The organism is Klenkia terrae, from assembly GCF_900491935.1.
GTDB classification, from domain to species: domain Bacteria; phylum Actinomycetota; class Actinomycetes; order Mycobacteriales; family Geodermatophilaceae; genus Klenkia; species Klenkia terrae.
Map to the genome: position 1 here is coordinate 1,022,069 of NZ_UEXK01000004.1, position 14,945 is coordinate 1,037,013.

The window sequence follows — 14,945 nt, forward strand, 5'->3', positions numbered from 1 at the left end:
CGCCGTCCCCCTGCCCGAAACCGCGGGGACCCTCAGGCCAGGTCGGCCGGCGGTGCCGGCCAGCCCAGCCCGACGCCGTCCAGCGGGGCGGTGAAGGCCGCGGGGCGCTTCTCCAGGAAGGAGGCGACGCCCTCCGCGGCGTCCGGACCGCTGCCCAGCTCCACCAGCGCCCGGGACTCCGCGCGGTGCGCGTCCCACGGGCTGGCCGCCGACAGCATCGACCACAGCAGCTGCCGGGACACCGCCACCGAGACCCCGGAGGTGTTGTCGGCGATCTCGTGGGCGAGGGCGTAGGCGGTGTCCAGCAGCTCGGCGTCCGGCACCACCCGGGAGACCAGCCGCCCGCTCAGCGCCTCGGCTGCGTCGAAGACCCGGCCGGTGGCCACCCACTCCATGGCCTGGCTGATCCCGACCACCCGTGGCAGGAACCAGCTCGAGGCGGCCTCGGGCACGATCCCGCGGCGGGCGAAGACGTAGCCGAACCGGGCGGACTCCGCGGCGATCCGGATGTCCATCGGCAGGATCATCGTGGCCCCGATGCCGACCGCGACGCCGTTGACCGCGGCGATCACCGGCTTGCGCAGCGCGGCGAACGGCAGCGCGCCGATGCCGCCCCAGTCGCGGGCGACGCCGTCGATGGTGCCGGCCTCGTCGGCCTGGGCGCTGCGGTCGAAGGTGCCGGCCCGCTGCAGGTCGGCACCCACGCAGAAGTCCCGGCCGCGGCCGGTCACCACGACCACCCGGACGGCGTCGTCGGCGTCGGCGACCGCGGCCACCTCGCCGAGCTCGCGGGCCATCAGCGGGGTGTAGGCGTTGCGCCGGTCGGGCCGGTCGAGGGTCAGCGTGCCGACCCCGCCGTCCACGGCCCAGCTGACCTGCTCCCACTGCCTCATGCCAGGGCCCCCGCGAGGACGAGCCCGGCGACGACGTCGGTGTGCTCGGCGGCGTCGCCCAGCAGCAGCCGGTCGACCTTGGCCCGCCGCCAGTAGAGGTGCGCGTCGTGCTCCCAGGTGAAGCCGATGCCGCCGTGCACCTGGATGCAGGTCTCGGCGGCGCGCTCCAGCGTCTCGGCGGCGAACGCCTTCGCCGCCGCGGCGGCCAGCGGCAGCTCGTCGGGGGCCGCGTCGGCGGCCCAGGCCGCCCACCAGACCAGCGAGCGCAGCTGCTCGACGCCCACCCAGGCGTCGACCAGCGAGTGCTTCACCGCCTGGTAGGACCCGATCGCCCGGCCGAACGCGTGCCGCTCCTTCGCGTAGGCAACGCCGACCTCGACGGCCTTCCCGGCGGTGCCGAGGTCCTCGGCGGCCAGCGCGACCAGGGCGACGTCCCGGGCGCGAGCCCACAGCCGGGCGGCGTCGGGCACGAGCACCTGCGGGTCGGTCAGGGTGACGACGCCCAGGCCGCGGGTGGCGTCCATCGGCCGGCCGGTCACCACGTCGCCGCCGCCCACCACCAGGGCACCGTCCACCAGCGCCAGGAAGGTGTCGGCACCGACGGCGTCCAGCGCCGGGGTGGAGCCGTCGACGACGCAGAACGCGCGGGACCCGTCGGCCAGCGCCGCGGCCAGCTCCGGCTGGTCGGCCAGCAGCACGGCGGCGCGGGCGGCGGTGACCAACGACGGCCCGGCCAGGACGGCGCCGGCCTGCTCGGCGACGACGGCGAGGTCCAGCAGCGAACCCCCCGCGCCGCCGGCGGACTCAGCGACCGTGATCCCGGTGAACCCGATGTCGGCCAGCGCCTTCCTCCCGGGCGCCACCGGGCCGTCCTCCAGCGCGGCGCGGGCCTGCGCCGGGGACGCCTGGCCGCCGAAGAACTGCTTCGCGCCGGCGGCTGCGTCGAGCTGGTCCTGGTCGAGGTCGAAGTTCACCGAGTGCTCCCGGAGGCGTTGAAGGGGCGGTGCTTGTCCTCGCGCGGCTCGGGCGGGAGGCCCAGCACCCGCTCGCCGATGATGTTGCGCAGCACCTCGTCGGTGCCGCCGGCGATCGCGATGCCCGGCAGCCACGCCTGGTTGCGCTGCCAGCGGCCGGCGCCGTCCTCCCCGCTGCCGTCCCCGGGTGCGGCGGCGAAGACCGCGTCGTCACCGAGCAGCCGGACCCCGGCGTCGGCGACGAGCTTCGCCGCGGCGGTGCCGGCGAGCTTGCCGGCGCTGGCCTCCGGGCCGGGCAGCCCGCCCTGGCTGATCGCGGTCAGCCGGCGGTAGCCGGTGTACCGGTTGGCCAGCGCGGCGACCGCAGCCCGGCCGACCGCCTGCCGGGCCAGCACCTGCCGCTCGGCGGGCAGGCCGGGCAGCTTCTCCCCCGCCAGCCGGGCCAGCGACTCGATCGACAGGCCCAGGTCGTTGCCGCCGCCGCCGACGGCCACGCGCTCGTTGAGCAGCGTGGTCAGCGCGACCCGCCAGCCCTCGCCCGGCTCGCCCAGCCGCTCGGAGTCCGGGATCCGGACGTCGTCGAAGAAGACCTCGTTGAAGTCCGACTGCCCGCCCATCTGGCGCAGCGGGCGGACGGTGACGCCCGGGGCGTGCATGTCGACGACGAACATCGTCAGCCCGCCGTGCTTGGGCCGGTCGGGGTCGGTGCGGGTCAGCAGGATGCCGAAGTCGGAGACGTGCGCGAGCGTCGTCCAGACCTTCTGGCCGTTGACCACCCAGTCCTCGCCGTCGCGGACGGCGGTGGTGCGCAGCGCGGCGAGGTCCGAACCGCTGGCCGGCTCGCTGAACAGCTGGCACCAGACGTCCTCGGCGCGCAGCAGCCGGGCCAGGTACTTCTCGTGCTGCTCGGGGGTGCCGTGCGCGATGACCGTCGGCCCGCACATGCCGATCCCGATGTGGTTGATCAGGCTGGGCACCCGGGCGCGGGCGAGCTCCTGGCCCACGATCGCCTGCTGGGCCAGCGAGCCGGCCTGCCCGCCGTGCTCGGCGGCCCAGGCCACCCCGACCAGCCCGGCGTCGGCCAGCACCCGCTGGGTGCGGCGCAGCGCCTGCTCCTGCTCGCGGGGGTCGGCGGCCTCCTCGCCGGCGTCCAGGTGCACCAGGTCGGCCGCGTGCTCGGCCAGCAGGTCGCGGACGCGCGCGCGGTAGGCGGCCTCGTCCGGTGTGTCGTCGAAGTCCACGGCGGGACACCTCTCCTCGGTGAGTGGTGGTGCTCCTGCGCATCCTCCGGTCGGGTCACGGAACGGTCAACCCTGACTGCCAGCGGCGTAGACTGCGCCGATGGAGACCCGCAGCCGGAGCGAGCGGAGCGCCGACAGCCGCGCCCTCATCCTCGACGCCGCCGTCGCCTGCCTGGTGTCCGACGGCTACGCCGGGGCCTCGACGCTGGCCGTGCAGGCCCGCGCGGGGGTGTCCCGCGGCCGGCTGCTGCACCACTTCCCCTCACGGGAGGAACTGCTGGTCGCCGCCACGTCGCACCTGGCCGAGACCATGCTCACCGAGGCCGCCGACCACGCCGTCGCCGTCGGCGCGGGCATCACCGACGAGGCCGAGCGCGTCGACCGGTGCGTCGAGCTGATCTGGGCGACGTTCTTCGAGCCGCCGTTCTGGGCGGCCATGGAGCTGTGGAACGCCGCCCGCACCGACGAGGCGCTGCGGGCGGCGCTGCGGCCCCAGGAGCGCCGGCTGCGGGTGGCGATCCGGGGCGTGGCCGACCGGATCTGGGGGCCGCAGGTGACCGCGCACCCCCGCTACCCGGTGGTCTCCGAGCTGCTGTTCACCTCGATGCGCGGGGTGGCGATGGCCTACGCGTTCGAGGACCGCCCGCCGGCCACCGACCCCCACGTAGCGCTGTGGCAGTCGATGGCCCGGGAGCTGCTCGAGGACTAGCGGGGCGCCATCCGGATCGCGCCGTCGAGCCGGATGACCTCGCCGTTGAGCATCGGGTTGGCCACCACGTGGGCGACCAGCGCGCCGTACTCGTCGGGCTCGCCGAGCCGGGCCGGGTGCGGAACCTGGGCGCCGAGGGAGGCCTTGGCCTCCTCGGGCAGCCCGGCCAGCAGCGGGGTGTTGAACAGGCCGGGGGCGATGGTGACCACCCGGATGGCCTCGCTGGCCAGGTCGCGGGCGATCGGCAGGGTCATGCCGACGATGCCGCCCTTGGACGCCGAGTAGGCCGCCTGACCGATCTGGCCGTCGAACGCCGCGACCGACGCGGTGTTGACGATGACGCCGCGCTCCTCGCCCAGCAGGTCCACGGCCAGCATCCGCTGGGCGGCGAGCCGGATGACGTTGAAGGTGCCGACCAGGTTGACCTGGATGACCTTCTGGAACGCCTCGAGCGGGAAGGCGCCCTTCTTGCCGGCGGTCTTGATGCCGTTGCCGATGCCGGCGCAGTTCACCGCGACCCGCAGCGGGCCGAGCCCGACGGCGAGGTCCAGGGCCGCCTCGACCTGCTCGGGCGAGGTGACGTCGGCGGCGGAGAAGTGCGCGCCGATCTCCGCGGCCACGGCCTCGCCGGCCGAGCTGGGCAGGTCCAGCAGCACGACCTGGGCTCCGGCGTCCCGCAGGCGGCGGGCGGTGGCCAGGCCGAGGCCGGAGGCACCTCCGGTGACGACGGCGACGGCGTCGGTGACGTCCATGGTTCTCCTTCGATCGGGGCGTGGCAGTCAGGGTTGACCGTAATGGATGGCGGGGGCCAGCATGACGCCGACCACACATCCCCCCGGCCCCAGGGAGCCCGCGTGCAGCAGACCCGGCACGACACCGGTTGGCGCGGCATGACCATGAGCTCCCAGCTCGGCCGGCACGCCCGGTCCACCCCCGACGCCGTCGCCCTGCGCTTCGACGGCCACGGGCTGACCTACGCGGAGCTGGACGAGCGGGTCACCCGGCTGGCGCACGCGCTGGCCGACCGGGGGGTGCGCACCGGCGACCGGGTCGCCGTCCTGGCGCTGAACGGGCCGGAGGTGTGGGAGAGCTACCTGGCCGGCGTGCGGCTGGGGGCGGTCGTCGTCCCGGTGAACTTCCGGCTGGTGGCCGACGAGATCGCCTACGCCCTGACCGACAGCGGCGCGGTGGCGATGGTCGTCGACGCGGCGATGGCCGAGGTGGCGGCCGCGGCGCGCACGCAGGCGCCGGGCGTGGCCACGGTGCTGCAGGTCGGGGAGGAGTACGAGGCGGCCCTCGCCGCGGCGTCCGCGGAACCGCTGGACGTCGAGGTCGACGAGAACGGCCCCGCGTTCATCATGTACACGTCGGGGACGACCGGGCGGCCCAAGGGCGCCGTGCTGACCCACCGCAACCTGCTGATGCACGCCTTCAGCCAGGTGGTCACCAACGGCGTGGACCCGACGACGGAGAAGGTGCACGCGCCGGGCACGCCGATGTTCCACATCGCCGGGCTGGCCGGTGGTCTGCCGCCGCTGCTGCTGGGCGGCACCCACGTGGTGCTGCGCTCGGGCGGGTTCGACCCGGTGGCGACCCTGGACCTGATCGAGCGCGAGCGGGTGAACAGCATCTTCCTGGTGCCGGCGATGTGGGCCGCCGTCGTCGCCGTCCCGGGGATCGCCGAGCGCGACCTGTCCTGCCTGCGCCGGGTGAGCTGGGGCGCCGCGCCGGCGTCGACCACGCTGCTGCGCACGCTGATCGACACCTTCCCGCAGGCCGAGGTGATGACCGCGTTCGGGCAGACCGAGTGCAGCCCGGTGACCACGCTGCTGCGCGGTGAGGACTCGATCCGCAAGCTGGGGTCGGTGGGCACGCCGATGCTCAACGTCGAGGTCCGGGTCGTGGACGAGCTGATGCAGGACGTGCCGCCGGGCGAGGTCGGCGAGATCGTCTACCGCTCGCCGATGGTGATGAGCGGGTACTGGGGCAAGCCGGACGCCACCGCCGAGGCGTTCACCGGGGGCTGGTTCCACTCCGGCGACCTGGTGCGGCAGGACGAGGACGGCTACTACTTCGTCGTCGACCGCAAGAAGGACATGATCATCAGCGGCGGCGAGAACATCTACTGCGCCGAGGTGGAGGACGTCCTCGCCGCGCACCCCGGGGTGGCCGAGGTGGCGCTGATCGGCGTCCCGGACAGCAGGTGGGGCGAGGCGCCGCTGGCCGTCGTCGCGCCCCGCGACCCGGCCGCGCCGCCCACCGCCGCCGAGCTCTCCGCCTGGTGCCGGCAGCGGCTGGCCCGCTACAAGTGCCCCCGGGAGTACTCGGTCGTGGGGGCCCTCCCCCGCAACCCCAGCGGCAAGGTGCTCAAGACCCAGCTCCGCACCGAGCACTCCGCCGGCGACCTCGTCGCCGCCCCCGCCGTCTGACCACCGAGTGACAGCTGAGCGCTGCTGACGGGCCGTCGTAGCGACGCTCAGCTGTCACTCGACGCGGTGAGCGCTGCCGCGATGCGGGCCAGCAGCATCGCCGGGCGGTGGAGGTCGGCCGCCGTCACGAACAGCACCCGCCAGCCGGCCGCCTGCAGAGCCTCGATGCGCCGGCGGTCAGCCGCGATCTGCGTGGTGTGCCAGGCGCCCTCGTACTCCAGGGCGATGCGGTGCGCGGGCCAGGCGAAGTCCACCCGGCCGAGGAACCGCCCGGCATCGCGGACCTCGAACTGGGCCACCGGGCGCGGCAGGTGCGAGTCGTGCAGCACCATCCGCAGCCGGGTCTCCTGCGGTGAGCCGGCCAGGCCGTCTGCCCGGTCGACGGCTGCGCGGGCCCGTCGGCACCCCCGACCGGTCAGGCCCGCCGCCGACTCCCGCAGGGCGGCGAGGCTGGTCAGGCGTTCGGCGACGCACCGGTCGAGCAGCACAACAGCCTCCACCGGGTCCAGCCGGGTGGCGAGCTCCAGCGCGGTCGCCTCCGGGGTGGCCACCAGGACGGCGCCCCGCCGAAGCACCTGCTCAGCCGGCAGCGACCGCCGCCGGACGACGACGCCGGCGCAGCTCGGACGTGGGACCCCGGGCGCGACCGTCAGCTCCACGGGGTCGTCGACGCCGGCCAGGTCGGTCAGCCCCCAGAGCACCGCCGCGCTCGCGCCCGTCACCACCGCACCCGGCACCAGGGTCGTGGCCGCGATGCGGGCCAGCAGCGCGTGGTCGACGGCGCAGGTGGCATCGACGTAGACGTCGGGGAAGACCCGGCGCCAGGCCGAGCTGCGCAGCTCGCCCGGGGTCAGCAGCCCCCGTGCGACGACGTCGCTGCCCCGGAACCACCGGCCGACCAGCGCGGTCGGACGACGGGGTGCACGCACCGCCGCAGCGTGCCCGAGAGCCGCGCTGCGCAGGTCGAGCCTGTGGACAGGCCACCGAGTGACAGCTCAGCGCGGCCTGCACCCGGGCGTTGACCGCGCTCAGCTGTCACTCGGCGGCTACTTGCCCTGCCAGACCGGGGGGCGCTTCTCGGCGAAGGCGCGGGCGCCCTCCTGGGCGTCGGCGGAGGTGAAGACGGCGTCGACGACGGTGGCCTGGTGGTCGAGCAGGTCGCGGTCGGTCCAGCGGACGGCGCCGGCGACCAGCTGCTTGGTGGCCTTGATCGCCAGCGGGCCGTTCACCGCGATCCGGGCGGCGAGCTCACGCGCCCCGGCCAGCGCGCCGCCGGGCTCGGTGAGCTGGTTGACCAGGCCGAACCGGTGCGCCTCCTCGGCGCCCATCGGGTCGCCGGTCAGCGCCAGCTCCATCGCCCGCTGGTACGGCAGCGTCTTGGGCAGCCGGAGCACGCCGCCGCCGGCGGCGACCAGCGAGCGCTTGACCTCCGGGATGCCGAAGCGCGCCTCCCGGGAGGCCACCACCAGGTCGCAGGCCAGCACCAGCTCGAAGCCGCCGGCCAGCGCCCAGCCCTCGACGGCGGCGATCAGCGGCTTGGCCGGCGGCGCCTCGGTCAGCCCGGCGAACCCGCGGCCGGGCAGGGAAGGACGCTCGCCGCGGGAGAAGGCCTTGAGGTCCATCCCGGCGCAGAACACGCCGCCGGCGCCGGTGAGCACCAGCACGGCGACGTCGTCCCGGGCGTCGAACTCGTCGACGACGGCGGCCAGCGCCTGCGTCGTCGCCAGGTCGACGGCGTTCTTCGCCTCCGGCCGGTTGAGCGTGATGACGCCGACGCCGTCGGACACCTCTGCGAGCACCGTGTCTGCCATGCCGGCATGTCTGCCAGGTCGGGGCCGGGCAGTCAACCCTGACCGTCAGCCCCGACCCGGGGCCGGATCAGGTGGAGGGGGACAGCTCCCGCTCGATGTCGGCCAGGCTCCGGTTCTTCGTCTCCGGCACGGCCTTCACCACGTAGACCAGCGACAGCACGGTGATGACCGCGTAGACGCCGAACGTCGCGGTCTCCCCGATGGCCGAGATGATCGACAGGTAGCTGACCGCGACCACGAAGTTGGCCACCCAGTTCGCCATGGTGGCCACCGACGAGGCCCGCCCGCGCACCGCCAGCGGGAAGATCTCGCTGATCAGCAACCAGACCACCGGGCCCAGGCTGACCGCGAAGGACCCGACGTAGAAGGCCAGCACCACGGTGGTGGCGATCGCGCCCGCCCCGGCGATGTCGAACAGGAACGCCACGGCCAGCCCGGCCAGGCCCAGCACCATGCCGCTCATGCCCCAGATCAGCAGGGCGCGCCGGCCGACCCGGTCGATGACCTTGATCGCCACGATCGTCATGACCACGTTGGTCAGGCCGACGACCAGCAGCGCCAGCAGCGCGGCCTGCGAGCCCAGGCCGGCGTTCTCCAGCACGGTCGGGGCGAAGTAGATGACGGTGTTCACACCGGTGATCTGCTGGACGATCGCCAGGGTGACGCCGAGGATCAGCGCCGGCCGCAGCTTGGGCGCGAGCAGCGAGCGCTTGGCGCCCTTCTCCTCCTCGGTGGCGGTGCCGCGGATGTCGTCGATCTCCTCGGTGATCGCGTCCTCGGAGTCGCGCAGCGTCCGGAGCACCTCGCGCGCCTCGTCGTCGCGGCCCTGCCGGACCAGCCAGGCCGGGCTCTCGGGCTCGCGGATCATGCCCAGGCCCAGGACGACGGCCGGTGCCAGCGCCAGGCCCACGCTGATCCGCCAGTCGCCGCTGCCGGCGAGGAAGTAGGCGACCAGCTGGGAGACCAGGATGCCGATGGTCACCGACAGCTGGTTGAGGCTGACCAGGGCCCCGCGCCGCTCGGGGGGCGCGATCTCCCCGATGTACACCGGGACGACGAAGGACGCCGACCCGACGCCGACGCCGATCAGGAACCGCGAGAGCAGCAGCACCCAGAACGCCGGGGCGACGATCGACAGCAGCAGGCCCACGACGAACACGACGGACGTCGCGATGATCGCCCGGCGCCGGCCCAGGGTGTCGGCCACCCGGCCGGCGATCAGCGCCCCCACCGCCGCCCCGACCAGCAGGATCGACACCACGGTGCCCTGCAGGAACGGGGTGTCCAGCGTGAAGTCGTCGCTGATGTTGGGCAGGACGCCACCGATGACACCGGTGTCGTAGCCGAACAGGATGCCGCCGACCGCGGTCAGCGACGCGGCCTTCGTGACGGCCCGGCGGTGGGCCGCCGTGGCCTCGGTGCTGCTGGTCATCAGGGATCCCCGTCTCGTTGCAACTCTCAACCAGTCGTGATCATCCGCCTGCCCCGCCGGTCCGGCTACCCGAGGCGGTCAGCCGGTCCAGACCTCGCGCACCTGGTCGGCCACCGCCTCCGCCTGGGCCCGACCGGCCTGCGCGGAGGGGGCCCGCGCGGCCGGGTCCAGCACGTTCTTGCCGATCGCGGCCGTGGACCCGGCGTCCGGGCGGACGACGACCACCCGGCCCCCCAACCCGCCCACCTGCTCGTCGACCCCCGTCATCGGGCCGATGCCGCGGGTGATCGGCGCCAGCACCACCACCCGGTCGTAGCCGGCGGCCAGGTCGACGTTGGCCACCGACCGGACCCCGCCGTCGACGAACCGGCGGCCGCCGACCGTGATCGGCGGGTAGACCCCGGGCACCGCGCAGCTCGCGGCGACCGCGGAGACCAGGTCGACCCCGGAGTCCCGGGTGAACGTCTCGAAGGCGCCGGTGGCGGCGTCCACCGCGGTGATCGTCAGCGGCTCCCGCGGCCACTCGGTGCTGGGCAGCCGGGCGGTGATCGCGGCCCGCCGGGCCTCCTCGGTGGGCGTGCGGCCCGCGGCGGCCGCGGCGGTCGCCAGCGCACCGAGCCGGGCCCGGAACGCCTGCTCGTCGCGACGGTGCCGGAGCATCGCCAGCCCGAAGCGCAGCAGGGTGCCGCGACCCATCGCGGCGGGCGGGCCGGTCTCGACCGAGGGCCCGAGCTGGGCCCGGTACAGCTCCTCGCGGGACGCCGCGCTGCGCAGCTGGGCACCGACCACCGAGCCGGCCGAGGTGCCGACGACCAGGTCCGCCGTCCGGAGGTCGACCCCGGCGTCGCCCAGCCCGGTCACCACCCCGATCTCCCAGGCGATCCCGGTGATGCCGCCGCCGCCGAGGACCAGTGCCGTCCGCCCACCGCTCATGGGCGCCAGTGTGCGGCACCGGCCGGGCTCGACAACCGCTGTGACCCGGGCCACCATCGGCCGGGTGACCGACCGCTGGCCCGCCGGGCTCCCCCGCACCCTCGACTACCCGGCCGTACCGGTCGGCTCCGTGCTGCGCGCCGCCGTCCGTCGCTGGGGCGACCGCACGGCCTTCGTCCACCACGGCGTCGAGCTGACCTTCACCGAGCTGGGTCGCCGGGCGCACGCGGTGGCCGCGGGGCTGGCCGAGCGCGGGGTCGGCCGGGGGGACGTGGTCGCCGTCCACCTGCCCAACTGCCTGCAGTACCCGGCGGTCTACTACGGCGTGCTGCTGGCCGGGGCCACCTTCTCCCCCACCAACCCGCTGCTCACGCCCACCGAGCTCGCCCACCAGCTGGCCGACAGCGGTGCCCGGACGCTGATCACCTGGGAGGCCTGCCTGCCCGCCGTCCGGGCCGCGCTGGCCGACACCGCGGTGCAGACCGTCGTGGTCACCGGGCCGCAGCAGATCGCCGACCCCGACGCCGCCGTCGAGCTGCCCGAGGGCGGCGTGGACCTGGCCGAGCTGCTGCGCGCCGACCCCGCCGACGCCCACCGGGACGCCGACCTGGACGTCGCGACCGCCGTGGCGCACCTGGCCTACACCGGCGGCACGACCGGGGTGAGCAAGGGCGTGGAGCTCCCGCACCGGCAGGTCGTCACCAACGTGCTGCAGTCGGGCTGCTGGGCCTCGGGCTCGCTGCCGGCGCTGGACGCCGAGGGCGACCTGACCCTGGACCAGGTGAGCAGCCCCGAGGAGTTCCCGGTCCGGCTGGGCACCGCCTGCGCGATCAACCTGACGCCGTGGTTCCACGCCATGGGCGTCATCGGCTACCTCAACGGCCAGGTGCTCAGCGGCGCCACGGTGGTCATCCACGACCGGTTCGACCCGGTCGCCTACGTCGCCGACGCGGTCGCCCACCGGGTGACCGGCATCGGCGGTGCCCCGCCGGTGTTCGCCGCGCTGCTGCAGGTGCCCGGCATCGCCGAGGTCGACCTGACCAGCGTGCGCGGGTTGTCCAGCGGGGCGGCACCGCTGGCCGTCCCGCTGATCGAGCGGCTGACCGCGCTGTTCCCGCAGGCCGTCATCGGCGAGGGCTACGGGCTGACCGAGGTGACGATGCAGGCGACCGGCAACCCGGCCGCCCGCAGCGGGCTGCGCAAGGCCGGGACCGTGGGCCTGCCGGTCTTCGACACCGAGATCAGCATCCGGCCGCTGGAGGGCGGTGCCGCGCTGCCCGCCGGCGAGCGCGGGGAGATCTGCATCCGCGGTCCGCAGGTCATGCGCGGCTACGCGGGCCGGCCGGAGGCCACGGCGCTGTCGATCGACGCCGAGGGCTGGTTCCACAGCGGCGACGTCGGCGTGCTCGACGAGGACGGCTACCTGGCCGTGGTCGACCGGACCAAGGACATGCTGCTGCACAAGGGCTACAACGTGTTCCCCCGCGAGCTGGAGGAGATCCTGGTCGGCGTCCCGGGCGTCGCGGGTGCGGCCGTCGTGGGCCGGCCCGACCCGATGGCCGGCGAGCTGCCGGTCGCCTACGTGGTCCGCCGGGCCGACGACGCCGGCGCCGCGCTCACCGAGGCCAGCGTGATGGCCGCGGTCAACGACCGGGTGACGCCATACAAGCGGCTGCGGGACGTCGTGTTCACCGACGCCATCCCGGTGTCGGCGGCGGGCAAGGTGCTCAAGCGGGTGCTGGCCGACCGCGAGCGCGCCGCCGCGGGATGACCCGTCCGGGGTGTCCGGGGCAGCCGGGCACCCCGCCGCTCACTACTGTCACGCCCGTGACGAACCGGTGCTGACCGACCACGGCGGTGTGCAGCTCGCGCACACCGAGCAGTCGCCGTTCCGGCAGGTCGGCAAGCGGGTGGTCATCGCCACCGTCGTGCTGGTGGCCACCGTGCTGATCGTCTACTTCGACCGCGAGGGCTACCGCGACAACAACGGCGACGAGCTGTCGCTGCTGGATGCCACCTACTACGCCACGGTCAGCCTCTCGACCACCGGCTACGGCGACATCACGCCGATCACCCCCGGCGCGCGGCTGGTGAACATCCTGATCATCACCCCGCTGCGCGTGCTGTTCCTGCTCATCCTCATCGGGACCACCCTGGAGGCGCTCACCGCGCGCTCCCGGGAGGAGTTCCGGGTCCGTCGTTGGAGGTCCTCCGTGCGCCAGCACGTCGTCGTGTGCGGGTACGGCACCAAGGGCCGCAGCGCCATCCGCGCGCTGCTGGCCAACGGGACCGAGAAGGAGCTGATCGTCGTCGTCGACCCGAGCCCGACGGCGATCGACGAGGCCAACTCCCTGGGCTTCACCGGCATCGTCGGCGACGCCGGACGGGCCGACGTGCTGCGCCGGACGTCGATCGAGAAGGCCCGGGCGGTGGTGGTGGCCGCCAACCGCGACGACACCGCCGTCCTCATCACCCTCACCGTGCGCCAGCTCAACCCCACCGTGCCGATCACGGCCAGCGTGCGCGAGGAGGAGAACGCCAGCCTGCTGCGGCAGTCCGGTGCCGACTCGGTGATCACCTCGTCGTCCACCTCGGGGCGACTGCTGGGCCTGGCCACCGACAGCCCGCGGGTGGTCGCGGTCGTGGAGGACCTGCTGACGTCGGGCCACGGCCTGGACCTCGCCCAGCGGACGGTCACCAGCGCCGAGGTCGGCATGGGCGCCCGCCAGCTGCGCGACGTCGTCCTGTCGGTCACCCGGGGCGGCCGCACGCTGCGCTTCGACGACCCCAAGATCGGCACCCTGCAGTCCGAGGACGTCCTCGTCGTCGTCCGCTCGCACGCCTAGCTGCTCGCACTCCTAGCCGCGCCGCACCCACGTGCGGGTCGGCTCGGACCGCCCGCGCAGCACGACCTCGTCGGCGCACACCCAGTGCTCGCGCTCGGCCGGGTCCGCCGCCTGCACGGCCGCGTCGCTGGCCACCGCCCGCCCGGTGTGGTCCTTGGCCAGCTCGGTGAGCCGGGCCGCGGAGTTCACCGCGTCGCCGATGACGGTGTACTCCGAGCGGCTGTCCGCCCCGATCTGACCGGCCACGACGTCGCCCCAGGCCACCCCGACACCCCCCTCGACCTCGCCGGCCTCGCCGACCGCGGTGCAGATGGCGCGGGCGGCCCGCAGCGCCGCCCCGGCCGCGTCGTCCAGGGTCCGCGGCGCACCGAACACGCACAGCGCGGCGTCGCCCTCGAACTTGTTGACCAGCCCGCCCTCCGCCGACGTCGCGTCCACCACGACGGCGAAGAACCGGTTGAGCAGCCCGACCATCTCCTGCGGTCCCAGCTGCTGGGCCAACCCGGTGGAGCCGGCGACGTCGACGAACAGCGCGGCCACGGTGCGTGTCTCGCCGCCCAGCTCGACGCCCTGCTCCATCGCCTGGGCGGCCACGGTGTCGCCGACGTGCCGGCCGAACAGGTCGCGCAGCCGCTCGCGCTCGGCCAGCCCGGCGGCCATCGAGTTCACCCCGGCCTGCAGCAGGCCGATCTCCCCCGCGTCGTCGACGACCACCCGGACGTCGGTGGCGCCGTCGCCGATCCGCTGCACCGCCCGGCGCAGCTCGCGCAGGGGCGACCCGACCGCGCGGGCGATGAGCAGGGTGGCCAGCAGCCCGATCACCAGGCTGACGCCGGGCAGGAACAGCGCGGTGAATCGGCCGGGCGTGCCCTGGCCGGTCGGGTCGAGCACCAGCAGGATCAGACCGACCATGGGCACCGCGCTGGTCAGCCCCCAGGCCAGCAGCAGGCGCCGGCGGACGCTGAGCGTGCGCGGCTCGTCCGGCGGGTGGGCGGCCAGCGCCCGGGCGGTCACGTGCCGGGCGGCGCGGGCGACGAGCAGGTAGCCGACCCCGGCGGTGACCACCCCGCCCAGGACGACGGACAACCCGATCCGCAGCCCCACCAGCGGCTCGGGGTAGACCACGGCCGCCACGACCCCCAGCCCCACGGCGGCGACCGCCCAGATCACGGCCACCAGCCGGCCGATGTCGGCGGGCAGCCGGAGGGCGACCAGCGCCTCCTCGGCGGTCGGTGCCCGCCCGGCCCACAGCCACCGGTTGGTCTGCCGCTGCTGGCGCAGCCCCCACAGCACGCCGACCGGGATGGCCAGCACCAGGTAGCCCGCCCCGGCGACCGCGGTGACCAGCCGCCCGGTGGGCGAGTCGGCGTCCGAGCCGCCGTTGACCCCGAGCAGCAGCAGGGTGACCACCCCGGCGCCCACCACGTTGGCGGCGACGACCAGCAGCACGATGCCCGGGGCGACCACCCGGTCGGCGGGGACCACCCGGCGGATGCCGGGGACGACCACCCGGAGCAGCACCGCGAGCAGCCGGCGCACGGCCCGGGTGATCACGACGGCTCCACGCGCTGCTCCAACGAGCGGGGGGACGCCGGGACACGCTGCACCGCGCCACGGTGCACGGCACGGGGCGCCCGCGCCACCCTGCCCCCCACCTGCGGGGGGAGGCTGCGCTTG

The 14,945-nt window shown here is 74.9% G+C and carries 13 protein-coding genes; 4 read left to right on the forward strand and 9 right to left on the reverse strand.

The features are described 5' to 3' along the window. Positions 1–32: 32 nt before the first annotated feature. Genes LFA75_RS05285 through LFA75_RS05295 form a run of 3 tightly spaced genes read right to left on the reverse strand, consistent with a single transcriptional unit; the run spans position 33 to position 3,108 of the window. Positions 33–893, reverse strand: a complete 861-nt coding sequence (locus LFA75_RS05285) for an enoyl-CoA hydratase-related protein (protein WP_225232641.1) — start codon at positions 891–893, stop codon at positions 33–35. Then, the gene (locus LFA75_RS05290) at positions 890–1,867 is read right to left on the reverse strand and encodes an acyl-CoA dehydrogenase family protein (protein ID WP_225232642.1); all 978 of its coding nucleotides are present in this window, start codon (positions 1,865–1,867) and stop codon (positions 890–892) included. Before LFA75_RS05290 ends, LFA75_RS05285 begins: the two co-directional genes overlap by 4 nt. Continuing rightward, entirely contained in the window at positions 1,864–3,108 is a 1,245-nt protein-coding gene (locus LFA75_RS05295) for an acyl-CoA dehydrogenase family protein (RefSeq protein ID WP_225232643.1), read from the reverse strand. The genes LFA75_RS05290 and LFA75_RS05295 overlap by 4 nt, the downstream gene beginning before the upstream one ends. A 100-nt stretch (positions 3,109–3,208) precedes the next feature. On the opposite strand from LFA75_RS05295, the gene LFA75_RS05300 reads away from it, so the two are divergent. Beyond that, on the forward strand, positions 3,209–3,817 hold the full coding sequence (locus LFA75_RS05300; protein WP_225232644.1) for a TetR/AcrR family transcriptional regulator: 609 nt from the start codon (positions 3,209–3,211) through the stop codon (positions 3,815–3,817). On the opposite strand, the gene LFA75_RS05305 is transcribed toward LFA75_RS05300, so the two are convergent. Then, positions 3,814–4,569, reverse strand: a complete 756-nt coding sequence (locus LFA75_RS05305) for a 3-hydroxyacyl-CoA dehydrogenase (protein WP_225232645.1) — start codon at positions 4,567–4,569, stop codon at positions 3,814–3,816. The two genes, LFA75_RS05300 and LFA75_RS05305, sit on opposite strands and share 4 nt — an antisense overlap. A gap of 102 nt (positions 4,570–4,671) precedes the next feature. On the opposite strand from LFA75_RS05305, the gene LFA75_RS05310 reads away from it, so the two are divergent. Beyond that, entirely contained in the window at positions 4,672–6,246 is a 1,575-nt protein-coding gene (locus tag LFA75_RS05310) for a long-chain-fatty-acid--CoA ligase (protein WP_225232646.1), read from the forward strand. Positions 6,247–6,293: 47 nt separating this feature from the next. Here LFA75_RS05310 and LFA75_RS05315 read toward each other — a convergent pair whose 3' ends face one another. The 4 genes from LFA75_RS05315 to LFA75_RS05330 form a co-directional block, all read right to left on the reverse strand. Further along, positions 6,294–7,175: a DUF559 domain-containing protein gene (locus LFA75_RS05315; RefSeq protein WP_225232647.1), complete on the reverse strand. Its 882-nt coding sequence runs from the start codon at positions 7,173–7,175 to the stop codon at positions 6,294–6,296. A gap of 117 nt (positions 7,176–7,292) precedes the next feature. Next, a complete protein-coding gene (locus LFA75_RS05320) occupies positions 7,293–8,057 on the reverse strand; it encodes a crotonase/enoyl-CoA hydratase family protein (protein WP_225232648.1) in 765 nt (254 codons plus the stop codon). A gap of 67 nt (positions 8,058–8,124) precedes the next feature. Further along, a complete protein-coding gene (locus LFA75_RS05325; protein WP_225232649.1) occupies positions 8,125–9,489 on the reverse strand; it encodes a sugar porter family MFS transporter in 1,365 nt (454 codons plus the stop codon). A 78-nt stretch (positions 9,490–9,567) separates the two neighbouring features. Beyond that, positions 9,568–10,422, reverse strand: a complete 855-nt coding sequence (locus tag LFA75_RS05330; RefSeq protein ID WP_225232650.1) for a patatin-like phospholipase family protein — start codon at positions 10,420–10,422, stop codon at positions 9,568–9,570. 64 nt (positions 10,423–10,486) lie between these two features. On the opposite strand from LFA75_RS05330, the gene LFA75_RS05335 reads away from it, so the two are divergent. Together LFA75_RS05335 and LFA75_RS05340 are read left to right on the forward strand one after the other, a co-directional pair. Continuing rightward, positions 10,487–12,193, forward strand: a complete 1,707-nt coding sequence (locus tag LFA75_RS05335; protein WP_225232651.1) for a class I adenylate-forming enzyme family protein — start codon at positions 10,487–10,489, stop codon at positions 12,191–12,193. A gap of 67 nt (positions 12,194–12,260) precedes the next feature. Further along, positions 12,261–13,268 (forward strand): potassium channel family protein, encoded by a 1,008-nt coding sequence (locus LFA75_RS05340; protein WP_225232652.1) that lies wholly within the window; start codon positions 12,261–12,263, stop codon positions 13,266–13,268. A 12-nt stretch (positions 13,269–13,280) separates the two neighbouring features. Here LFA75_RS05340 and LFA75_RS05345 read toward each other — a convergent pair whose 3' ends face one another. Beyond that, the gene (locus LFA75_RS05345) at positions 13,281–14,822 is read right to left on the reverse strand and encodes an adenylate/guanylate cyclase domain-containing protein (RefSeq protein ID WP_225232653.1); all 1,542 of its coding nucleotides are present in this window, start codon (positions 14,820–14,822) and stop codon (positions 13,281–13,283) included. Positions 14,823–14,945 lie beyond the last annotated feature (123 nt).